Annotated in this window: 19 protein-coding genes and 1 tRNA gene; 12 read left to right on the forward strand and 8 right to left on the reverse strand. The window is 56.9% G+C overall.

Annotation, left to right across the window (positions count from 1 at the left end; genetic code table 11):
* Window positions 1-5 precede the first annotated feature (5 nt).
* Genes tcuA through rnr form a run of 4 tightly spaced genes read right to left on the reverse strand, consistent with a single transcriptional unit; the run spans window position 6 to window position 5,458 of the window.
* The gene (tcuA, locus tag CKO12_RS04970; protein ID WP_200153631.1) at window positions 6-1,379 is read right to left on the reverse strand and encodes an FAD-dependent tricarballylate dehydrogenase TcuA; all 1,374 of its coding nucleotides are present in this window, start codon (window positions 1,377-1,379) and stop codon (window positions 6-8) included.
* Window positions 1,380-1,420: 41 nt separating this feature from the next.
* Window positions 1,421-2,317, reverse strand: coding sequence for an alpha/beta fold hydrolase BchO (bchO, locus tag CKO12_RS04975; protein ID WP_200153632.1), 897 nt, complete (start codon window positions 2,315-2,317; stop codon window positions 1,421-1,423).
* A gap of 37 nt (window positions 2,318-2,354) precedes the next feature.
* Window positions 2,355-3,104 carry a 23S rRNA (guanosine(2251)-2'-O)-methyltransferase RlmB gene (gene rlmB, locus CKO12_RS04980; RefSeq protein ID WP_200153633.1) on the reverse strand — a complete coding sequence of 250 codons (750 nt, stop codon included), beginning with the start codon at window positions 3,102-3,104 and terminating at the stop codon, window positions 2,355-2,357.
* Window positions 3,101-5,458: a ribonuclease R gene (gene rnr / locus CKO12_RS04985; RefSeq protein WP_200153634.1), complete on the reverse strand. Its 2,358-nt coding sequence runs from the start codon at window positions 5,456-5,458 to the stop codon at window positions 3,101-3,103. The genes rlmB and rnr overlap by 4 nt, the downstream gene beginning before the upstream one ends.
* A gap of 119 nt (window positions 5,459-5,577) precedes the next feature.
* On the opposite strand from rnr, the gene CKO12_RS04990 reads away from it, so the two are divergent.
* A tRNA-Leu gene (locus CKO12_RS04990) sits at window positions 5,578-5,664 on the forward strand.
* A 123-nt stretch (window positions 5,665-5,787) separates the two neighbouring features.
* Here the strand turns inward: CKO12_RS04990 and ptsP are convergent.
* Window positions 5,788-8,049, reverse strand: coding sequence for a phosphoenolpyruvate--protein phosphotransferase (gene ptsP, locus CKO12_RS04995; protein WP_200153658.1), 2,262 nt, complete (start codon window positions 8,047-8,049; stop codon window positions 5,788-5,790).
* A 134-nt stretch (window positions 8,050-8,183) separates the two neighbouring features.
* Window positions 8,184-8,723 carry an RNA pyrophosphohydrolase gene (locus CKO12_RS05000; protein WP_200153635.1) on the reverse strand — a complete coding sequence of 180 codons (540 nt, stop codon included), beginning with the start codon at window positions 8,721-8,723 and terminating at the stop codon, window positions 8,184-8,186.
* Window positions 8,724-8,940: 217 nt separating this feature from the next.
* Between CKO12_RS05000 and CKO12_RS05005 the strand changes: the two genes are divergently transcribed.
* Both CKO12_RS05005 and wrbA read left to right on the forward strand, forming a co-directional pair.
* Window positions 8,941-9,597 carry a histidinol-phosphatase gene (locus CKO12_RS05005; RefSeq protein ID WP_200153636.1) on the forward strand — a complete coding sequence of 219 codons (657 nt, stop codon included), beginning with the start codon at window positions 8,941-8,943 and terminating at the stop codon, window positions 9,595-9,597.
* A 76-nt stretch (window positions 9,598-9,673) separates the two neighbouring features.
* Complete coding sequence (gene wrbA, locus CKO12_RS05010; RefSeq protein ID WP_200153637.1) at window positions 9,674-10,264, forward strand: NAD(P)H:quinone oxidoreductase; 591 nt, start codon at window positions 9,674-9,676, stop codon at window positions 10,262-10,264.
* A gap of 7 nt (window positions 10,265-10,271) precedes the next feature.
* Here the strand turns inward: wrbA and CKO12_RS05015 are convergent, their stop codons facing one another.
* Complete coding sequence (locus tag CKO12_RS05015) at window positions 10,272-10,829, reverse strand: CDP-alcohol phosphatidyltransferase family protein (RefSeq protein ID WP_200153638.1); 558 nt, start codon at window positions 10,827-10,829, stop codon at window positions 10,272-10,274.
* Window positions 10,830-10,942: 113 nt separating this feature from the next.
* Here CKO12_RS05015 and purM point away from each other — a divergent pair, with 113 nt between their 5' ends.
* From purM to CKO12_RS05060, 9 genes are all read left to right on the forward strand, one after another.
* The gene (purM, locus tag CKO12_RS05020; protein ID WP_200153639.1) at window positions 10,943-11,995 is read left to right on the forward strand and encodes a phosphoribosylformylglycinamidine cyclo-ligase; all 1,053 of its coding nucleotides are present in this window, start codon (window positions 10,943-10,945) and stop codon (window positions 11,993-11,995) included.
* Entirely contained in the window at window positions 11,988-12,647 is a 660-nt protein-coding gene (gene purN / locus CKO12_RS05025) for a phosphoribosylglycinamide formyltransferase (protein ID WP_200153640.1), read from the forward strand. Before purM ends, purN begins: the two co-directional genes overlap by 8 nt.
* Window positions 12,648-12,787: 140 nt before the next feature.
* Window positions 12,788-13,825 (forward strand): tRNA preQ1(34) S-adenosylmethionine ribosyltransferase-isomerase QueA, encoded by a 1,038-nt coding sequence (gene queA, locus CKO12_RS05030; RefSeq protein ID WP_200153641.1) that lies wholly within the window; start codon window positions 12,788-12,790, stop codon window positions 13,823-13,825.
* Window positions 13,826-13,937: 112 nt separating this feature from the next.
* Window positions 13,938-14,348 (forward strand): H-NS histone family protein, encoded by a 411-nt coding sequence (locus CKO12_RS05035; protein WP_200153642.1) that lies wholly within the window; start codon window positions 13,938-13,940, stop codon window positions 14,346-14,348.
* 264 nt (window positions 14,349-14,612) lie between these two features.
* Window positions 14,613-15,920 (forward strand): DEAD/DEAH box helicase, encoded by a 1,308-nt coding sequence (locus CKO12_RS05040; RefSeq protein WP_200153643.1) that lies wholly within the window; start codon window positions 14,613-14,615, stop codon window positions 15,918-15,920.
* A 163-nt stretch (window positions 15,921-16,083) separates the two neighbouring features.
* Window positions 16,084-16,356 carry an RNA recognition motif domain-containing protein gene (locus CKO12_RS05045; protein ID WP_200153644.1) on the forward strand — a complete coding sequence of 91 codons (273 nt, stop codon included), beginning with the start codon at window positions 16,084-16,086 and terminating at the stop codon, window positions 16,354-16,356.
* 268 nt (window positions 16,357-16,624) lie between these two features.
* On the forward strand, window positions 16,625-18,841 hold the full coding sequence (locus CKO12_RS05050; protein ID WP_200153645.1) for a methyl-accepting chemotaxis protein: 2,217 nt from the start codon (window positions 16,625-16,627) through the stop codon (window positions 18,839-18,841).
* The gene (locus tag CKO12_RS05055; RefSeq protein ID WP_200153646.1) at window positions 18,838-19,437 is read left to right on the forward strand and encodes a Maf family protein; all 600 of its coding nucleotides are present in this window, start codon (window positions 18,838-18,840) and stop codon (window positions 19,435-19,437) included. Before CKO12_RS05050 ends, CKO12_RS05055 begins: the two co-directional genes overlap by 4 nt.
* Before the next feature lie 84 nt (window positions 19,438-19,521).
* Complete coding sequence (locus tag CKO12_RS05060) at window positions 19,522-21,000, forward strand: lytic transglycosylase domain-containing protein (protein WP_200153647.1); 1,479 nt, start codon at window positions 19,522-19,524, stop codon at window positions 20,998-21,000.
* 6 nt (window positions 21,001-21,006) lie between these two features.
* Here CKO12_RS05060 and CKO12_RS05065 read toward each other — a convergent pair whose 3' ends face one another.
* Complete coding sequence (locus CKO12_RS05065; protein ID WP_200153648.1) at window positions 21,007-21,276, reverse strand: BPTI/Kunitz domain-containing protein; 270 nt, start codon at window positions 21,274-21,276, stop codon at window positions 21,007-21,009.
* Window positions 21,277-21,283 lie beyond the last annotated feature (7 nt).

Here is a 21,283-nt window from a genome sequence, read left to right on the forward strand (position 1 = left end):
TTTTTTCAAAGATGAGAATTTTGCTCACCCGCCAGCCGTCCACTCACGCAACTGATCGTCAGCGCCAGCCCCGACACATAACCGCTGCTGAAAATGTTGGGAGCCATCACCATTCCCGCCGCCCACACATTTTCAAAACTGCTGCCATCGCGGCGCAGCACGCGCAGCTGCGTATCCACGCCAACGCCATGATAAGTAAAGGTTATCCCCGGTCGCATCGGATAAGCGGCAAACGGGCGCTCGCGCAGCGGCAGCGCGTAACGGGATTTCGGCGGTTCCAAGCCGACGGTGTGCCAATCCAGCGCCTGCGCCGCGTCCGCTGGCGGCTGCACGGCGGCGTTATATGCCGCGACGGTTTCTCGCAGCGCCGGAACCGGAATCTTCAATTGCTGCGCCAGCACGGCTAAATCCGGCGCTCGCAGCGGCGGCACCAGCGCCGGTGGTGCCTCGCGCAGTCCTTGCGCATCCAGCAGCAAATAACCCACCTGTCCGGGAAATTGCAGCAGCCGTTGCCCCCACCGCGCATAACGGGTTGACGCCGTATCGCCGCCCTCGTCGTAGCGCCGTTGCCCGTGCGCATCCACCACCAAACCGCGTGGCATACAGCGAATGCGCGTGACAATCCCGCCATCATCCGCCGGTGAACGGGCATCAACTGCCACTAAATACGCCTGCGTCGGATCGCCAACCGCCTGAGCGCCCTGTTGCAGCAGCAGATTCAGCACCGCGCCATCGGCGTGAGGAATGCCGCGATTGACCACGCCCGCTGCGGCAGCGCCCCAGCGTTCGCGCCACCAGTTCCGATTCGCTTGCGCCCCGCCGCTGCACACGATCACGCCCTGCGGCGTCACCGACCACGCTCCTGCGCCCCTGCCGACCTCAACGCGAATGACGCGCCCGTCTTCAAACTGCAATCCCGTGACGGCGCTGTCATACCGAATCATCACGCCGAGCGCAGCAGCGCGGGCATACAGCGCATTGATCATCGCCGTGCCACCGCCGCGCAAAAATGCAGTGCGGCGCGACGGCGGCACCCGTCCTTCCGTCACTGGCTGCAACTGCACTCCCGCGCCAGCCAGCCACTCCGTGAGCGTCGCAGATTCGTCCACCAACAACTGCCGCAGCGCCGGATTGCTCGCCGTACCCGTCGCACGGTCGAGATCAGCGCGGAATTCGGCAGCGGAATAGGTGCCAAGTGAGAGCGGGGTGATGGTGTCGTGCGCGATGCGCAGATTGCGGGAGTGGCGCGTATTGCCGCCGCGTTGCCAGCGCGGAGCCTGTTCCAGCAGTAACACGGTCGCGCCGCGCTGACGGGCAGCGATGGCGGCGCATAACGCCGCAGCACCGCCGCCGATGATGACTAACGGAGCCGGATTCATCAGGCGCGATCCTGTCGTGGTTTTAAGTGAAGCGGTTGATTTTATTCAGAATCCAGCACATGCCAGCGCGTCGCCACTTCGCCCACCAGCGCCGCCACCAGCGCCGGCTGTTCCTCGTGGGCGAGATGACCGAGAGCGGGCAGCGTGATTTGTTCGGCGTGTGGTGCCAGCACCCGCACCCGCTCGGCTTCTCGCGGCGAGACGGTCAAATCGCCCGCCCCGACCATCAAACACAATGGCCTGTCCAATTGCGGCAGCGCCTGCTCAATCAAATCAAGATTCCAATTCGCCATCATCGCCAGCGCAGCGCGGACGTGGGACGGCTGGCGCACCAACTGCTGATACAGCGCGACTCCCGCTGGCGTCAGAGTGGAGCCGGTGTTGGCGATCAACTTCTCCACCGTGCGGCGATCCCGCGCCCGCCATGCCATGAACTGCGCCATCACATCGTTGCCCGCCAACAGCTTGGCGGCTGGTGAAAACAGATGTGCCGGCAGCCCGCGCCAAGGCAATAACGCGCCGTTGATGCTGATGATGCCGTGCGGAGCAATCGCGCCATCCACAGCGAGCCGGATCAAAATCGCAGCACCCGCCGAATGTCCCAGCACCAGCGCGGGCGTCACCCCGAGCGTCGCTAACAGCGCGGCGATGGCGTTGGCCATGTTGGGCAGTGACATCTGGTGATAGGCGAGCGCGGAGGTGAAGCCGTGTCCGGGCAAATCCGGCGCAATCACTGTGAAGTGCTGCGCCAGCAGCGGGGCAAGATCGCGCCACGAGTGCGTCGCCGCGCCGGTGCCGTGCAGCAACAGCACAATCGGCCCGCTGCCCATCTGCTGCACATGCCAGCGCAAGCCGCCGGCGCTGAGAAATCGGCTGCTGTGCCGATTGGGCCATCCTTGGCCGTCATATTCCCAATTCGGAGGGTGGTGATCTGACATGCGACACCTACATGAATTGCTGGTGAAGTGATTGATTTTAATGCGGAAGACGGCGCTGGCGCAGGGCTTCGTATAAACACACCCCGGCGGCGACGGACACGTTCAAACTTTCGATCTGCCCGCACATCGGAATCCGCAGCAGATGGTCGCAGCGTTCGCGGGTGAGACGGCGCAGACCGTTGCCTTCGCTGCCCATGACCAGCCCAATTGCGCCCGTAAAATCAACCTGATGCAGCTCAGAGTCGGCGTCACCGGCAGTGCCGAGCAGCCAGATGCCGCGAGCTTTGAGCTGATCCAGCACCCGCGCCAAGTTGGTCACTTGAAAATAGGGCACGGTGGCGGCTGCGCCGCTGGCGACTTTGCAGACCACCGGCGTTAAACCGACGGCGTTATCGCGGGGCGCAATCACGGCGTGGACGCCGACCGCTTCGGCGGTGCGCAAACACGCGCCCAAGTTGTGCGGATCGGTGATTTCATCCAGCACCAGCAGCAGCGGTGGCACGGTCAACTGATCCAGCAAGGTGCTCAATTCCGGTTCAGCTCGCGCTGCGGGTACCCGTACCCACGCGATCACGCCTTGATGATTGGCACCAGCAGCCGCGCTTGCCAATTCCGCCCGCGTCAGGTGACGGATGGGGATGTCGGCTTGTCGCGCCAGCGTCGTGACCTCTGCCAAGCGCCGGTCGCGGCGGCTGGTTTCTAACCACAGTTCGGCGACGCCGTCATGCCCGAATTTGAGCGCGGCGCGGACGCTGTGAATGCCACTGACGGGAGAGAGCTCGCTCATTCGGAATCCGTCGCTGGCGTGGATTTGCGCTTCCGCCGCCGTTTGCGGGCTTTCGCTTTTTTGCTGGCAGCACTCGCTGCCGGAGCTGGGGAAGCAGTTGGTACGGGACGCGGGGCGGGCGCGGGGCGCGGGTGAGATGCTGGCGCGGGTTGGCGTTTGGTGTGCGGTTTGACCACCGGCACGAAATCAATTTTGTGGTCATCCAAATTGACTGCCGCGACCTGCACCCGCAGCCGGTCGCCGAGGCGATAGACCTTGCCGGTGCGCTCGCCGTGCAGCCGATAACCAATCGGATCAAAGTGGTAATAATCGTTGTCGAGCGTGGTGATATGCACCAAACCATCAACGAATACGGCGTCTAGTTCCACAAACAGCCCAAACGAGTTGACGCTGGTGATGGTGCCGTCGAATTGCTGCCCCAGCTTGTCCTGCATAAATTCACATTTCAGCCAGCCTTCCGCATCGCGGGTCGCCTCGTCCGCCCGGCGCTCGGTGCCGGAGCAGTGTTCGCTAATGTGATGCAGTTTGTTGAGTGCATACGGCGAGGTGGCGGCGGTGCCGTCGATGAGCAGATGTTTGATGAGGCGGTGGACGATCAAATCGGGATAGCGACGAATCGGCGAGGTGAAATGGGTATACGCCTCAAATGCCAGCCCAAAATGACCAAGATTTTCCGCGCTGTACATCGCTTGCTGCATCGAGCGCAGCAGCACGGTTTGAATCATGCGCCGGTCGGGGCGGTCTTGTACCTCAACGAGCAGTTGCGCGTAGTCGGCAGCGGTGGGTTTGGCCTCACCGGGCAAGCGCAGCGCGAGTTGGGCGAGAAATTCGCGCAGATCGGTGAGCTTGTCTTCGCGGGGCGCGTCATGGATGCGAAACAGCGCCGGAATCCGTTTGCGGATGAATTGGCGAGCGGCGGCGACGTTGGCGACCAACATGCACTCTTCAATCAAACGATGCGCGTCGTGGCGCACCACCGGCACAATCGCGGCGATGCGACCTTGGGCGTTGAATTCAAACTTGGTTTCTACGGTGTCGAAATCAATCGCGCCGCGTGCCATGCGAGCGGTGTGAAGTACTTGATAAAGTTGATAAAGCTGGTGCAAATGCGGCAGCAAGGCGGCGTGTTGGGCGCAGAGTTCGCCGTCGCCATCAATCAACATCGCGCCGACTTGATCGTAGGTGAGCCGCGCTTGGGAGCACATCACCGCTTCATAAAACCGGGTGCGGGTGACTTTGCCTTCGGCGTTGATATACAGCTCGGCGGTCATGCACAGCCGATCCACCTGCGGATTGAGTGAGCACAGCCCGTTGGAGAGCAGCTCCGGCAACATTGGGATCACGCGGTCGGGAAAATACACGGAGTTGCCGCGAGTCTGCGCTTCGGCATCCAAGGCGGTGTCGGGGCGGACATACGCGGACACATCGGCGATGCAGACCAGTAATTTCCAACCTTTGGGCTTTTTTTCGCAGTACACGGCGTCATCAAAATCGCGGGCATCTGCGCCATCAATCGTTACCAGCGGCAATTGGCGCAAATCGACGCGCCCGTCTTTGGCAGTCTCCGGTACCTCGGCGCTCAAGGTGGCGATTTCCGCCAGCACTGCGTCTGGCCATTCCACCGGCAGCTCGTGGGTGCGAATGGCGATGCTGGTTTCCATCCCGGCAGCCATGTGATCGCCAAGCACTTCGACGATGCGTCCAATCGGCGGGGTGCGCGAGGTGGGTTGATCGGTGATTTCGGCGACCACGATTTGGCCGTGCGTTGCGCCGGCGAGCCGGTCGCTGGGAATGACGATGTCGTGCGTGAGGCGTTTGTTGTCAGGCATGACGAAGCCGACGCCACTTTCCTGCGCCAGCCGTCCGACGATGCTGTGGGTGTTGCGCTCCAGAATATCGACCACTGCGCCTTCCAAACGCCCGCGCCGATCACGGCAGTTGACGCGCACGATCACGCGATCACCGTGAAATAAGGTGCGCATTTCTTTGGCGTACAAATACAGATCGTCGCCGCCTTCATCGGGGCGGACAAAACCAAAGCCTTCGGGATGACCGATCACGCGCCCGGTAATCAAATCGGATTGATTGACCACACAAAAGGCTTCATTGCGATTGCGCACCAACTGTCCGTCGCGCACCATCGCCAACAACCGCCGTTGCAGTGCAATCAAATCGGACTCGTCAGTGAGCGCCAACAAGGTGGCGAGTTCATCAAAAGAAATGGGGGCGCGATATTTGGTGAGCGTGTCGAGAATGAACTCGCGGCTGGAAATGGGGTTGAGATATTTTTCTGCCTCCCGCTGTTGATGCGGATCGGCGGGAGGATGCGGGCGAGAAGAGCGACGTTTTGCCACGTGATTTTGTCAGTTCGGAAAAGAGCTTAGTGTAGCGTTGACAAGCCAGAAGTGCCTGACTAAGATGCGCCCTCACTCAAAGCAGTATTCACGCAGTGAATGCGGCGTTAATTGAGCAGGCCGAGATGGCGGAATTGGTAGACGCGCATGGTTCAGGTCCATGTGGACGAAAGTTCGTGGAGGTTCGAGTCCTCTTCTCGGCACCATTTTGAAAATGAGATAACGCAAAAAACCACCAGAAACGGTGGTTTTTTTGTGCCTGCGATTTGGAAAACAGCGCGGTAGTTATGGCGCATGAGTTGCGCCATTTTTATTGCAATTTAATCGGGTTATTTACCCGGTCGCACCAGCGCCCCCAATCCAACATCTTCTAATGCGTCCAGCAAGAGCCGGCGAATTGAACCAGAATCTTCACATTGCAGCGCAATTTTTAATACTTCCCGCGCACGAGCGCGGCTGATGCTGCGAATAACGCGCTTGACCCGCAATAAACTTCCTGCGCCCATACTCAAGCTGTGGACGCCCATTCCTAATAATAAAAAAGTTGCCAATGGATCGCCGGCCATTTCGCCGCAGACGCTCACTTCGCGCCCGTGTACCCGCGCCCCGGTGATGATTTGCAGCAGCGCCCGTAAAATTGCGGGGTGAAATTCATCATATAATTTCGCAACGTGCGGATTATTGCGATCAACTGCCAATAGATACTGCGTTAAATCGTTGGTGCCAACGGAGAGAAAATCGACCCGCCGCGCCAATGCTTCAGCTTGATAAACCGCTGCCGGCACTTCAATCATTACGCCCACCGGCGGCATCTTGACTTGATAACCTTCTTCTAATAATTCATCGTGGGCGCGATGAATTAATAACAAAGCATCATCGACTTCGCCGACAGTGCTAATCATGGGAATGAGAATTTGGAGATTATCAAGTCCAATTGAGGCGCGTAAAATTGCGCGTACCTGCGTTAAAAAAATCTCAGGATGATCTAAAGTAATCCGAATACCGCGCCAGCCAAGAAATGGATTCGCTTCGTGCATTGGGAAATACGGCAGCGGTTTGTCGCCGCCAATATCTAAGGTGCGAATCGTCACCGGACGCGGCGCAAATAATTCTAAAACGTGGCGATAATTCGACATTTGCGCGCTTTCGCCGGGAAAACTGTCGCGCACAATAAACGGCAATTCGGTGCGATAGAGCCCGACGCCTGCCGATTCTTCAATTCCCAGCGGGCGACTTTCCGACACCAAGCCGGTATTGAGAAAAAGCGGCAGCGCGTAGCCGTCGGTGGTTTCGGCGGGCAGATGTCGCAACGCTTGCAGCTCGCTGGTGAGCACGGCGTCATCTTCAGCAAGTCGTTGATATTCAGCGCGAACTGCCGGTCCCGGCGCGACATAAACCCGCCCGCGATACCCATCAACCACCATTTCGCGCCCTTCAGCACGACCGACCGGCAAATCTGCGACGCCCATCGCCGCTGGAATGCCCATGCCTCGCGCCAAGATGCCGACGTGAGAAGAACCGGAGCCGGTGGTGGAAACGATACCGACTAATTTGTCACGCGGGACGTCGGCGATTTGCATCGCGCTGATTTCTTCGCCGACGAGAATTGTTTGCGCGGCATATTGAATGGGTGCGGCGGTCAAATTTTGCAGGTGCATCAACACGCAGCGCCCCAGATCGCGGATGTCGGAAGCACGTTCGCGCAAATAAGCGTCTTCCATGCTGTCGAACACCTTGACGTGTTCGCTAATCGTCTCGCGCAGCGCCCCGGGTGCCCAATTGCCAGCGCGAATCCGCGCCAAAGTGCCATCAATCAACGTGTCGCCTTCCAACATCATCCGCCACGCATCAAACAGCGCCATGTCCTCGCTACTGAGCAATTTTTGCGTGCGGGTGGCGAAACGCTCCAAATCTGCCAGCACTGCGTTCACAGCTTGTTGAAAATCCAGCTCTTCTGTCTCGGTATTTTCAGCGCGGCGATCCGGCACCGCGTCCAAATCGGCGGGCGGATAAACCACCACGGCTTGTCCGATACCGATACCCGGTGAGGCCGCCAGACCGGGTAAAAAACGCTGTGGCAGCCCGTCCTCCTGCAACCGCGCCAGCTCGCCGCTGGTACGCGCAAAGGTAATAGCACCGGCTAATTGCGAGGCGAGCGTCATCACAAATGTGACTTCATCCTCATCGAAATGACGGCGTTGGCGCTGGCGCAATACCAATACGCCGAGCACTTTGCGATTTTGAATAATTGGTGCGCCGAGAAAACCGTGATAGCGATCTTCTTTCGTATCAATCACGTTTTCATAGCGCGGATGCGTGGCCGCGTCATCAAGGTTAATTGGTTCAGCGCGTTCACTCACCAAGCCAATTAAACCGCGTCCGAATTCTAATCGTACCCGCCCCACCACCTTGCCGCGCAAGCCTTCACTGGCGTGCAATACATGGCGACGATTATCGAGATCATTGAGATATACCGAACACACATCCGCACCAACCGCCTGTTTCACCCGGCGCACAATGATGGTGAGTGCCTGTTCAAGATCGGGCGCATTATTCACTTCTTGAACAATACGCCGCAGCGATTCAAGCATACTGACGCGCAGCGTCGTGGAGCGATCAGACAAGCGAATACCTCTATCAATAACAACTTGTCGCCGGGCGAGAACACCTGCACAACAATCGGGAATCATCACGGCGCAGCAATGCGCAACAATGCAGAATGAAATTAAGGATGACGCCGCCGTAAAAAACCAGCGACACTACTAAAATAATCATCCCGACGCGGCACACCATCGGGATATAACATCGGGGCTAATTCTTCCAATGCTTGTTGATACACATGGCGTTTGAAATACACCACTTCTTGCAATGGTTGCCAATACCGCACCCAGCGCCACGCATCGAATTCTGGTTTATCCGTACCATCGAGACAAAACGCCTCTTCACCGCAATCCACCCGCAACATAAACCACACCTGTTTTTGGCCAATACAGGTCGGACCACACTGCTGGCGGATATAGCGTTTCGGGAGATGGTAGCGCAGCCAGCCGCGAGTGCAGCCGAGAACCGTGACTTGCAACGCCTGTAACCCGACTTCTTCTTCCAGTTCGCGGTACATCGCCTGTTCCGGCGTTTCATCCGCATTGATGCCACCTTGGGGAAATTGCCACGCATTTTGGCCAACGCGGCGTCCCCAAAATAAACGGCGCTCCCGATTGCTCAGGATAATGCCGACATTGGGTCTAAAGCCGTCGTGATCGATCAAGGAAGCGCATCCTGTGGTCAGGTCTGAAGTCATTTTTCCATATCCCTATCATCAGCGGCAAGCGATGTCCTGCGTAAGCGATTGTGAATCAAGAGCTTGCTGGGGTACGGTGCAATTGATGCGCGTAACCGTTTATTCACCACTGCTGCCGCGTACAATTGCGCCATGAGCCAGCGCAATTCAGCGCCGCTGCCGTCGCACTCAGAGCTTTATCGTTATGGCATTCACACTGTTTGATCTGGATAACACGCTGCTGGGCGGCGATTCCGATTATTTATGGGGCTGTTTTTTAGCAGCGCAGGGCATTGTCGATGGCGCAGTCTACGAACGCGAGAATGCGCAATTTTATCGTGATTATCACGCCGGCACTTTAGATATTGCCGCCTTTTTGCGTTTTTCATTGCGACCATTGCGCGATCATCCGCGAGCACAACTCATTGCCTTGCGAGAGCAATTTATCAATGAGTGTATTGTGCCATTGCTGCTGCCGGCGGCGCTGGAATTAATTGCCAGCCATCGCGCCGCTGGTGATACGCTCATTATCATCACCGCCACCAATTCTTTTGTCACCGCACCGATTGCAGCGCGGGTTGGCATCTCGCATTTAATTGCCACCGAACCTGCTGAAGACAATGGACAGTATACCGGCGAAGTCGCAGGCATTCCGGCATTTAGAGAAGGCAAAGTCGTTCGCTTAGAGCAATGGCTACTGGCGCACGGTGGCGATTTGAATGGCAGCACGTTTTATAGTGATTCTCATAATGACGTGCCGCTATTAGAACGGGTCACGCATCCGGTTGCCGTTGATCCTGATCCGCAATTACGCGCCCTCGCCACAGCGCGGCAGTGGAAAATCATCTCACTGCGTGATTAACATCGCACAAGCTGGCAGTAGTCGCCATTTTTGCGTTTTCATTAACCATTCAAGCACGAATGAAAGGAACAAAACGATGCGTTATATTTTAGTTTTATATTACAGCAGACACGGCGCGACGGCAGACATGGCGCATCACCTCGCTCGCGGCGTGGAAGCGGGCGGTTTGGAGGCGCGACTGCGCACCGTGCCCGCCGTGTCCACCGTGTGCGAAGCGGTTGAGGACAGCGTTCCCGCCAGCGGTGCGCCCTATGTCACCCAAGATGATCTGCGCCACTGCGCGGGGTTGGCGCTCGGCAGCCCAACGCGGTTCGGCAACATGGCCTCACCGCTCAAATACTTTCTCGATGGCACCAGCGATCTGTGGCTGGCGGGCGCGTTAATTGGTAAACCGGCGGGCGTGTTCACCTCCACTTCCAGCTTGCACGGCGGGCAGGAATCCACGTTATTGACCATGATGGTGCCGCTGCTGCATCACGGCATGATGATTATGGGTGTGCCGTATAGCGAACCGGCGTTGCTGCACACGACGAGCGGCGGCACTCCGTATGGCCCGTCGCATCTCGCGGGAGCCAGTAATCAATTGCCCATTAGCGATGAAGAACGCCAACTCTGTTTTGCGTTGGGACAGCGATTAGCACAGACCGCTTTGCGTCTAAACGCTTAATGCGTATTTAATCGGCTTTGAAGCCATGCCGCGCCGCTTTGCGTCCCCAAATCCAGACATATTGCACGCCGCTGATCATTACGGTGGTGAGATTGAGCCAAATCAAAGCGGTTAATACGGATGCGGGCAGCGGAACGGGGCCGGCATTCATAATCACGGCGACCACTAATACAATTTGCATCAGCGTATTGAGTTTGCTGGTGAGAATGGGGGTCGCTTCTAAGATCTCGATTTGATAGTGATACAGCACTGCGCCACCGACAATGATTAAATCGCGGCAAATCACTGCCAAGACCAACCAAATCGGAATGAGATCGCGGGTGCCGAGCACTAAAAAACAGCACACCAATAGCGTTTTATCGGCGAGCGGATCGAGAATTCCGCCGAGCCGACTTTGCCATCCATAATGCTTGGCTAAAAAGCCGTCGAGTCCATCTGAGGCTCCCGCTGCTGCGAATAGCACCAGTGCCCAGCCGAATTCGTCTACAAATAATAGATAGACCACAGGAAGCACGGCAATCAGCCGCAGCACGCTAATGATATTGGGTAAGTCTTTGAGTTTCACACAAAAACCCTGATGCTCTAGCAATCACGAAAGTGAAGATGCTAACTGGGTTATTGGCAGGTGTCCAAGCAATTGGGTATACAATTGCGCCATTGCCGTTTCACTGGAACCAAATGATGTCGTCTCATTCTCTTTGTTATCGTGACGCTGGCGTCGATATTGATGCTGGGGCGCAACTCGTTGAACAGATTAAACCGCTGGCTGCTGCCACCATGCGTCCGGGCGTATTAACGGGATTGGGTGGATTTGGGGCGCTCTTTGAGTTGCCGCTGGCGGATTATCGCCAGCCGGTGTTGGTTTCTGGCACGGATGGCGTGGGCACGAAATTGAAATTGGCGCTCGAAGCCGGTCGCCACGACAGCATTGGCATTGATTTGGTGGCGATGTGTGCGAATGACATTCTCGTCAGTGGCGCGGAGCCGTTGTTTTTTCTCGATTATTACGCGACCGGGCGTTTGGATGTGAACGTCGCCACTGCCGTGATTCGCGGCATCGCGCGCGGCTGCGAGCTGGCGGGTTGCGCGTTGACCGGCGGCGAAACGGCGGAGATGCCGGGGTTGTATCAGGACGGTGATTACGATCTGGCTGGGTTTTGCGTGGGCATCGCTGAAAAAGCGGCGTTGATCGTGCCGGAGCGGGTGCAGGTGGGCGATGTGCTGATCGGGCTGGCGGCGTCTGGCCCGCATTCCAACGGTTATTCCCTCATTCGCAAAGTGTTGGCGGTCAGCGGCGCGGATTTAGCGCAGCCCTTTGATGGCGCGACGCTGGGCGAGCGGTTGCTGGAACCGACGCGGATTTATGTCCGTTCCGTGTTGCCGCTGACGCGCAGTCTGCACGTCCATGCGCTGGCGCATATCACCGGCGGCGGTCTGACTGACAATGTGCCGCGAGTGTTGCCGCCCGGCACCTGCGCCAGCATTGATTTGAGCAGTTGGCAACGTCCGGCGATTTTCGACTGGCTGCAAATGCACGGTCATATCAGCGCCAGCGAGATGTTGCGCACCTTCAACTGCGGCGTGGGCATGATCGTTGTCGTCGCGCCGGAAGATGCGGACGCAGCATTGGCGCAGTTGCAAGCGGCAGGCGAAACGGCGTGGCGCATTGGTGCCGTGATTGCCGGCGCGACTGAACCCAGCGTGAGTTATAGCGGAGCGGCCGATGAGTGAGCAGCAGGCACTGCGGGTGGTGGTGCTGATTTCCGGTGGTGGCAGCAATTTACAAAGTCTGCTGGATGCGCAGATCGCTGGCGCTCCGTTTGCGGTGGTGGCGGTAATCAGCAATCAGGCGACGGCGTTTGGATTGGAGCGCGCACGGCAGCACGGGATTCCGGCGCTGGTGCTCAGTCATCGCGCTTATCCCGACCGCGCCAGCTACGATGCTGATTTACAACGGTTAATCGACAGTCACGCGCCAGACTTGGTGGTGCTCGCGGGGTTTATGCGGATTTTGACGCCGGCGCTGGTGGCGCATTACCGCGGGCGAATGCTGAATATCCACCCGTCGCTGTTGCCCAAGTTTCAAGGCTTGCACACACACGAGCGGGCGCTGGCGGCTGGTGAACGCGAGCACGGCGCGAGTGTGCATTTCGTCACGGCGGAACTCGACGGCGGGCCGGTGATCGTGCAAGCGCGAGTGCCGGTGGTGGCGAGTGATACGGCAGAGACGTTGGCGGCGCGAGTGCTGGCGCAGGAGCATCGGCTGTATCCGTTAGCGGTGCGCTGGTTTGCGGAAGGGCGGCTGCGGCTGGATGACGCCGGACGCCCACGGTGTGATGGCCGGGTGTTGCAGATGCCGCTGGTGTTGCAGAGCGACAGTTGAGTTGTCAGTTGAAAACCTAAAAAAGTTGCTGGCTGGTTGTCAATTCTTGTTTATTACCGGATTAAAAAATAACCGCCACTCATTAACGCGCCTCACTGACAACTGCTAACTGCCAACGAATTAAAAACCGATGAATTGTGATGTGTTTTTCTCGCTCTGATTTCCACTACGACCTCCCGCCGGAATTGATCGCGCAATATCCACTGCCCACCCGCAGCGGCTCGCGGCTACTCGCTCTCGATGCGGAAACCGCCGCCCCCCGCGATCTGCTGTTCACGGATTTACCGCAACTGCTGCGCCCCACTGATTTGTTGGTGTTTAACAACACCCGCGTCATGCGAGCTCGCCTGTTTGGGCACAAAGCGACGGGCGGGCGCGTGGAAGTGCTGATTGAACGGGTGCTCGCCCCGCAGGAAGCGTTGGCGCATCTCCGCGCCAGCAAAACTCCCGCCATCGGTTCGCAGTTGACGCTGACCGGCAATGTGCCGGTGCAGGTGATCGGGCGCGACGGCGCGTTATTTCGGCTGCACACGCCCACGTTGCCAATCGCGGAAGTGATGGCGCAGTACGGACATCTGCCGCTACCGCCCTACATTCAGCGCCCCGATGAAACGAGCGACGCGGCGCGTTATCAAACCCTATTTGCCAGCCGCGATGGTGCGGTCGCTGCGCCGACCGCCGGGCTGCATTTTGATGCCGCCCTGCTGCGCCAATTGGACGAATTGGGCATTGAACGCGCCGAAGTGACGCTGCACGTCGGCGCGGGCACTTTTCAACCGCTGCGCGTTGAGGATTTAGCGCAACACGAGATGCACGCCGAATGGTTGGAAGTGACGGCGCAATTGTGCGAACGCATTGCTGCCGTGCGTCAACGCGGCGGGCGCGTGATTGCCGTCGGCAGCACCAGCGTGAGAAGTTTAGAAACCGCTGCCGCCGCCGGTGAACTCAAGCCGTATTGCGGGGACAGTCGGCTATTTATTCGCCCCGGCGACCGTTTTCGAGTGGTCGATGCGATGATCACTAATTTCCACTTGCCTGAGTCTACATTATTGATCTTAGTCGCAGCTTTTGCCGGCTATACACCCATAATGAATGCCTATCGTCACGCAGTTGCCGCCGGTTATCGCTTCTTTAGCTACGGCGATGCGATGTTCCTGACCCGCCGCCAACCCGATTAACGTGCAATAGACTTCTTGACATTTATTTAGAATCGCATAAATTAGAAATAGACGCGGTTATTGGTGAGCGCGTCAGGTTCCAAACCATTATCACATTCTGGAGGTATCGCTCGTGGAGTACGCTAACCTGAGTCTTGAAGAACTGAAGCGCCAGCTCAATGAAGCCGAGAGCAAACAGGCCGAACTGAATCGGATGTTAGAAGCACGGCGTCAAGCAGGTAAAGATGACGTGATTCAACAGATTCGCACCATCATTGATAACAATGGTTATTCGTATGATGACATCATCCCATTCCTTGCGCCGAAGAAGCGTCGCGGTCGCGGCCCGGCAAAGAAGCAACCCGGTGGTGCCACCCGTCAATACACCCATTACGTCGATCCAGAAAACGCCAAACACATTTATGTGCGCGGCGTATTACCACGCTGGATGAAACAAAAAATGCAGGCACAGGGCTTTGATCCGAGCTCCAAAGCGGATCGTGAAGTATTCAAGGCTAACTCCCTCCAAGCGGTTCTTGTTTAAGACGTTCGGAACTCGGGCAACCCCCGTTTTATCGCAGTTGTCGGGCTTGACAATAGATGAAGCGGGGCACTTTTTGCGCTGGATCATTGATTCGCTATTCAGACCAAAGATGCGTACACTCGAACAGTACGCTCTCTCGTTAAAAGGCTATTTTTTGGTGCAGCGCCTTGATTGCTAAGACCTTTTCTTGATTTTCTTTCCTCACCCTTGCCTAAACCGACCCGCTAAACAATTGCTTGGGTTAAACCGGTTTCAGGAGCCTTCATGTCATTTGCTTCACTCGGTCTGCGGGCCGATTTGTTACGCGCTGTTACAACACAGCGTTACGCACAACCTACTCCAATTCAAAAACAAGCGATTCCGGTGATTCTCGCCGGTCACGATGTGCTTGCTGGTGCGCAAACTGGTACCGGCAAAACCGCTGCTTTTGTATTGCCATTATTACAGTTATTAGCTGACAAGGGGCACCCGCAACGGCAGCCTCGCGCCTTGATTTTAGCGCCAACCCGTGAACTCGCAGCGCAAATTGGTGAACGTGTTCATGCGTATGGTATTCACTTATCACTGCGTTCTACCGTCATCTTTGGTGGGGTGGGAATACAACCACAAGTCAATCAATTACGGCGCGGCGTTGATGTATTGATTGCCACGCCGGGACGTTTGCTTGATCATGCTGGTCAGCGCACAGTTGATTTATCACGGATTGAACTGTTGGTGCTGGATGAAGCAGATCGAATGCTTGACATGGGATTTATTCACGATGTCCGCCGCATTCTCACGCTATTGCCGAAGCGTCGCCAAAACCTACTTTTTTCTGCCACCTATTCTGAAGAGATGCGCCAGTTTTCAGACAGTGTGCTCCACCAGCCGCAATTGATTGAAGTCGCTCGCCGCAATACTGCGGCAGAGACCGTCATTCAAACTGCGTATCCGGTTGATAAAGCGCGTAAACGCGAGTTATTAACGTATCTGTTTCAACGCGAAGATTGGCAGCAGGTATTGGTTTTTACGCGCACCAAAGCCGGTGCTAATCGGTTAGCAGAGCATTTAGCGCAGGCAGGAATTGCCGCTGCTGCTATTCACGGCAATAAAAGCCAAGCGGCGCGAACCCGTGCTTTGGATGAATTCAAACGGGGCATGGTGCGGGCGCTGGTGGCGACTGACATCGCGGCGCGGGGTTTGGACATCGCGCAGTTGCCGCAGGTGGTGAATTTTGAGCTGCCGAATGTGGCGGAAGATTATGTCCATCGCATCGGGCGTACTGGACGGGCGGGCGCAGGTGGGCTGGCGCTGTCGCTGGTCAGTCACGATGAAATGGTGTTGCTGAAAAGCATCCAGCGGTTGCTGGGACGGCAGTTTGCGCTCAAGCCGGTTGTTGGTTTTGAGCCGGCGCTGACGCCGCCGCCGCTGGAAGCGGATGCGAGCGAGCGGCGACGCCCGCAGGCGGCGAAGGCGGGAGCGGGACGGGGACACAGTCATGCTCCGCCGCGTGCAGCGACGCCGCCGCCACGTTCTGGAGGCGCTCGGCGTGGTGGTGGACAACGCTCCCGCCCGACGCTGAAACCGAATTAAATTGGAATTGAATTGGCATACAAAGTAGATGAGCGCAAGCTGCGCTTGTGTGCGGATTTAACTTGGTCTCCAGCGGTTGGGGGCATAGGCTGTCGAATCAGTTGTGCATTGATTTTTCGACCGTTCTCACTCTCTTCAATGCGCATTCTATGGACATCGCAGCATGAATATCTATGTTGGCAACCTTGCCTACGGCGTGACTCAAGAAGAATTGCGTGACGCCTTTGGTGCTTATGGCGAGATCGCCAGCGTGAACCTGATCACCGACAAATTTACGGGTGATTCCAAAGGGTTCGGCTTTGTCGAGATGCCGAATAACGCCGAGGCAGACGCCGCGATCAAGGGGCTGAACGAGACGCCGTTAAAAGGGCGCAATCTGAAAGTGAACCAAGCCAAGCCGCGTGGGGAACGTCCGTCTCGCGGACCGCGTTGGTAGGCGCAATCTGAAATAACGCCAGAGCATTCGCTCTCGTGCCGTCAACTGTGGTTGCAGTTGGCGGCTTTTTTTTGTGTCAACGATGGCGGGTTCCGGTGTCATTGCTGGATCACAAATAACACCATTTTGGTGCAGAATAAGTGGTCGCTAATAAAGCCAACAATTGCGTAAACAACTGTGTTATAAAAGTGACGGATGGACGCTCGAAAAATACACAAACCTGTGAATAACAGATGATAAAATGACGAGGATGCACATGACAATACGAATGAAGATGATCACTTTTTTAGTGTTAGTTGCGCTTTTGCTGCTGGCAGTCGTCGGTTTAGGCATTCGCAACATCCACTATGTCTCCAATAAAACGCGCTCAGGATTGGAAATAGTACTCACGGAAACTGCCGTGACTAATGCAATTGAAGCCGCCCACCTTCACTTTAAGATTCAGGTGCAAGAATGGAAAAATATCTTAATGCGGGGCAGCGATGCTAACAGCTATAAACAGCATTTCACCCAGTTTCATCGGGAAAGCCAAATCGTCCAGAATCAATTAAAAATTACGCTGCAATTGCTTAATAAAATCGGCTTATCTACAGTTGCAGCGGAACAATTGAAAAGTCAGCACGATGCTTTAACCAACAAATATATCAATACGTTGCAGCAGTTTAAGCTGTCAGAACCAAACGATGGTTATCAAATTGATCGCCAAGTAGTTGGAATTGATCGTGGCGTTTCCGAGGGCATCGCTGCATTAGCGTATATGATTGAAGCGCACTTTTATCAGCAAGTTAAAACTGAAATCACTACGGTGACAACCTTTGCTGAATATACGCGCTGGGAATTTATTCTCATGGCAGGTGCTGGCTTAATCATTGCCTCTCTGTTATCAGTATATTTCTTGCGCGATCTATTGCGGCAATTGGGTGGTGAACCTGCCGAAATTGTACGGATTGCCAATCGTATTGCAAATGATGATTTAGAGCTGGAGATTGTGGTGCGCTATAATCAAAAAACCAGCGTGTTGGCGGCAATTAAAAATATGCAGCAAGAACTCAAAACACATATTGCTGAAGCACAACATGTGGCTGCTGAAAATCAACGGGTGCGCTTTGCTTTGGACAATGTGACGGTGCCCGTGACCGTATCGGATGATCAACATCGACTGGTGTATTTCAATCACGCTGCCGCGCAATTGTGGACGGGGATTGCCGAGCGGCGGACGCCGGGGCGCGATGTCAAGGCGCTGTTGGGCGAACGCTTATCCAATTATTTTGAAGATGAGACCACTCGCGCCGCCTATCGCACTGAATTGAGCGTGACACGCTCGCTCGATACCGTGTTGGCGCAGCGTCATTTGCGCGTGACCGTCAGTCCGGTGCGCACGGATGCAGGCGGGTATCAGGGGCGCGTCACGCAATGGCTGGATCGCACCGCTGAAGTGACCGCCGAGCAGGAAATTGCTTGCGTGATTGCGGCAGCAAGCAATGGCAACTTTTCGCCGCGCCTCACCACTGCGGATAAACAGGGCTTTTTTCTGGAGGTCGCCACTCGCGTCAACGTGTTGCTGACCATCGTGGCGCAGGGGCTGGAGGATGTCGGCAAGGTGTTACAGGCGCTGGCGGGCGGGGATTTAACCCGGCGCATGACGGGCACACACGTTGGCGTGTTTGGTCAGCTCCAAGATGACACCAACGCGACGGTCGATTGTTTGCGCGATCTCATCACCCAGATTACTGAGACCACCGGCGTGGTCAGCTCGGCAGCACATGACATCGCCGCTGGCAATAACCATCTCGCCAGCCGCACCGAGGAACAAGCCAGCAATTTGCAGGAAACCGTCGCCAGCATGAAAACGCTCACCACTGCCGTGCAGCACAACGCTGACAACGCCATGCAAGCCAACAACATTACCCGTCATGCCAATGACATCGTGCGGCAAGGCGGCGACATGGTGGACAGCGTGATCGCCACGATGGGCACCATTCAACTCTCCAGCACCAAGATCGCCGACATCATCAGCGTGATCGACTCCATCGCTTTTCAAACCAACATCTTGGCGCTCAATGCCGCCGTCGAAGCCGCTCGTGCGGGCGAATTAGGGCGCGGCTTTGCGGTCGTCGCCGCCGAGGTGCGCAATCTCGCCCAGCGCAGTGCGCAGGCCGCCAAGGAAACCAAGCTCTTGATTGATGACAGCGTGGGGCGGATCAATGAGGGCGTCCATCAGGTCGAAGCCACCGGACGCACGATGGCGGAATTGGTGGTCAATTTCCGCGAGGTCGCCACCCTCATCACCGACATCAGCACCGCTAGCCGTCAACAATCGGCTGATATTGCGCAGATGATGCACAGCATCGGACAAACGGATGCTGTCACTCAGCAAAATGCGGCGTTGGTCGAACAAGCCGCTGCCGCTGCCGAAAGTCTCAGCGAACAAGCCCGCACCTTGAGCGAAATCGTCTCCATCTTTCAATTACCGAGAGCGGCATGAGTCCATCGCAACCACCGCTGGTTTTAGCCTCTACCTCGCCCTATCGCCGCGAACTGCTGGCGCGACTGGGGCTGCCGTTTACCGCCGTCGCCCCGCGGGTCGATGAAACGCGCCAGCCTGCTGAAACGCCGACCGCGCTGGTGAGTCGGCTCGCGGTTGCCAAAGCGCAGGCAGTGGCAGTCGCACATCCTGACGCCCTCATCATCGGCTCGGATCAGGTCGCAGTGCTCGATGATCTGGTGCTGGGCAAACCCGGCAATCGGGCGACGGCGGTGGGTCAACTGGAACGCGCTGCCGGACGCTGCGTGTTGTTTCAGACCGGGCTGTGTCTGCTTGATGCCCGCAGTGGGCAGGTGCAAACGGTGGTGGAACCGTTTCGAGTGCATTTTCGTCCGCTGACGCGCCCGCAGATCGACGCCTATCTTGACCGCGAGCAACCATTTGATTGTGCAGGGAGTTTCAAATCTGAAGGCTTGGGCATCGCCTTATTTGCGCGGCTGGAAGGTGATGATCCGAATGCGTTAATCGGACTGCCGCTGATTCGCTTGATTGCCTTATTAGAAGCGGCTGGAATCTCGCCGCTGGGCAGCGCCTAACGCCTCGGCATCAGGATATTTGCTTGCAAAACGGGATGTTGTGCCAGATACTTCACCCCGTTTCTGTGATGGAGAACATGCCTCATGCCACTACAACTTTCACAAGCACCCACGCAATCTCTCCGCCGGTTCTGGTCAGTGCCACTCTTTTTGCTGATCGTTTCCTTACTCCTCAACGGCTGCGCTGGCTCAGGCGGCAAACGCGACGGTTTCGACAGCGCCAGCGACATCAAAGGCTCGTCCGCCTTCCCGATTCCCAATGAAATCAAAGACAACGTCGATTTTTGGCGGCACGTTTATGGCGTGTGGGGACGCGGCGAGGTCGCTATTCACGACGATGAACATCTGGGCGTGATTTATGAGGTCGCCACCATCCCCGGCACCTCACAAGGTGGTTACAACACCACGCAGAAAGCGTGGATTGAAGAGCGACTCAGCACACATGTTGCCGCGCTGCGGGATTTGGAAAATCGGCTCCGTTCGGGGCAACGCCTGAGTGCGCGTGAAAAGGACACGTTGGCGAAATTTGAGCACAGCGGCGGCAAGGCGGCGGTATATGGCGCGGCAGAACGGGTGCGGGCGCAGCGCGGTTTGCGCGAGCGGTTTCAAACCAGTTTAGAAGTGAGCGGGCGCTACGATGAAGCCTTCCGCGAGATCATGCGCAGTCACGGCGTGCCGGAAGACCTCGCCTATTTGCCGCACGTCGAATCGTCTTTTCAGATGAAAGCGAAATCAAAAGTCGGTGCCAGCGGCGTGTGGCAATTTATGCCGGCGACCGGGCGGGCATACATGACGGTGAATGACACCGTTGATGAGCGATATGACCCCATTTTGGCGGCCGATGGCGCAGCGCGGTATTTGGCGCAAGCCTATGGGCGCTTAAAAAGCTGGCCGCTGGCGGTCACTTCCTACAATCACGGGCAGGGCGGTATGGCAAAAGCCAAAGCACTGCACGGCGATCATATTGGCAAAATTGTTAAGAATTACAACGGCAAAGCCTTTGGATTTGCGTCGCGGAATTACTACGCCGAATTTCTCGCCGCCCGCGAAGTGGCGCGTAATCCCCGCCGTTATTTTCCCACTGGCATCAATTACGAACGTCCGTGGCCGCATGACCGCTTGGTGCTCGCCAGCGCCATGCCAGTCGATCATCTCGCCCAGCATTACCGCACCTCCCGCGCCCAACTGGCGGATTTGAATTTGCATTGGGGCGATGCCGTGCGCGGTGGACGTGCCAATCTTCCCGCTGGCAGCACCATCTGGCTGCCGGAAGGTTCGATTCGGCGCGTTGGTCGCCAACCGCCGCCGGTGGCAAGCGCGATGCTGGCGCAGACAGCGGCGAAACCAACGTCGTCGCGTCCGCTCGCTGCCGCGCCAACCGAGCGCGTGATCGCCAAAAAGGTGACGCCCGCACCGCGTTATCACGTCGTGCAGCCGCAAGAAACGCTCTATCGCGTTGCGGCAATCAATGGCTTGTCTATCGGTGAATTGCGCCGTCTCAACCAACTCAATCCTGAAAATGAGCACATTCGCCCCGGGCAGAAGTTGAAAGTCGGCATCTGAGCGCCGCTATTCGGCGACGCAAAAGTCGTGGCAATCCTGCAAAGTCTGAAACGGCACCCGCCCTTGGCGACCACCGTAATAAAAGGCTTTGCAGCGATTGTCGCGGTAGTCGTAATAAAACCGCTGTTCTCGCGCTCGCCCCGGCCCCGCATCCGGCTTCGTCAGACAAGACACCGGCAATTCCTCATTTTTATTTAACGCAGTGGTACCGCCGCAGCCGCCCAACGTGACGAGCCACACCACCGCGATCATTCCCCTGCCCCAGTGTTTGCGCATCTCCGCC

Origin of the sequence: Chromatium okenii (genome assembly GCF_016583745.1) — a bacterium.
GTDB lineage: Bacteria > Pseudomonadota > Gammaproteobacteria > Chromatiales > Chromatiaceae > Chromatium > Chromatium okenii.

Excerpts from the sequence above, each read along its gene's own strand:
- tcuA (WP_200153631.1), bottom strand. The coding sequence starts at position 1,379 with ATGAATCCGGCTCCGTTAGTCATCATCGGCGGCGGTGCTGCGGCGTTA.
- bchO (WP_200153632.1), bottom strand. The coding sequence starts at position 2,317 with ATGTCAGATCACCACCCTCCGAATTGGGAATATGACGGCCAAGGATGG.
- rlmB (WP_200153633.1), bottom strand. The coding sequence starts at position 3,104 with ATGAGCGAGCTCTCTCCCGTCAGTGGCATTCACAGCGTCCGCGCCGCG.
- ptsP (WP_200153658.1), bottom strand. The coding sequence starts at position 8,049 with ATGCTTGAATCGCTGCGGCGTATTGTTCAAGAAGTGAATAATGCGCCC.
- CKO12_RS05005 (WP_200153636.1), top strand. The coding sequence starts at position 8,941 with ATGGCATTCACACTGTTTGATCTGGATAACACGCTGCTGGGCGGCGAT.
- wrbA (WP_200153637.1), top strand. The coding sequence starts at position 9,674 with ATGCGTTATATTTTAGTTTTATATTACAGCAGACACGGCGCGACGGCA.
- purM (WP_200153639.1), top strand. The coding sequence starts at position 10,943 with ATGATGTCGTCTCATTCTCTTTGTTATCGTGACGCTGGCGTCGATATT.
- purN (WP_200153640.1), top strand. The coding sequence starts at position 11,988 with ATGAGTGAGCAGCAGGCACTGCGGGTGGTGGTGCTGATTTCCGGTGGT.
- queA (WP_200153641.1), top strand. The coding sequence starts at position 12,788 with ATGTGTTTTTCTCGCTCTGATTTCCACTACGACCTCCCGCCGGAATTG.
- CKO12_RS05040 (WP_200153643.1), top strand. The coding sequence starts at position 14,613 with ATGTCATTTGCTTCACTCGGTCTGCGGGCCGATTTGTTACGCGCTGTT.
- CKO12_RS05045 (WP_200153644.1), top strand. The coding sequence starts at position 16,084 with ATGAATATCTATGTTGGCAACCTTGCCTACGGCGTGACTCAAGAAGAA.
- CKO12_RS05050 (WP_200153645.1), top strand. The coding sequence starts at position 16,625 with ATGAAGATGATCACTTTTTTAGTGTTAGTTGCGCTTTTGCTGCTGGCA.
- CKO12_RS05055 (WP_200153646.1), top strand. The coding sequence starts at position 18,838 with ATGAGTCCATCGCAACCACCGCTGGTTTTAGCCTCTACCTCGCCCTAT.
- CKO12_RS05060 (WP_200153647.1), top strand. The coding sequence starts at position 19,522 with ATGCCACTACAACTTTCACAAGCACCCACGCAATCTCTCCGCCGGTTC.
- CKO12_RS05065 (WP_200153648.1), bottom strand. The coding sequence starts at position 21,276 with ATGCGCAAACACTGGGGCAGGGGAATGATCGCGGTGGTGTGGCTCGTC.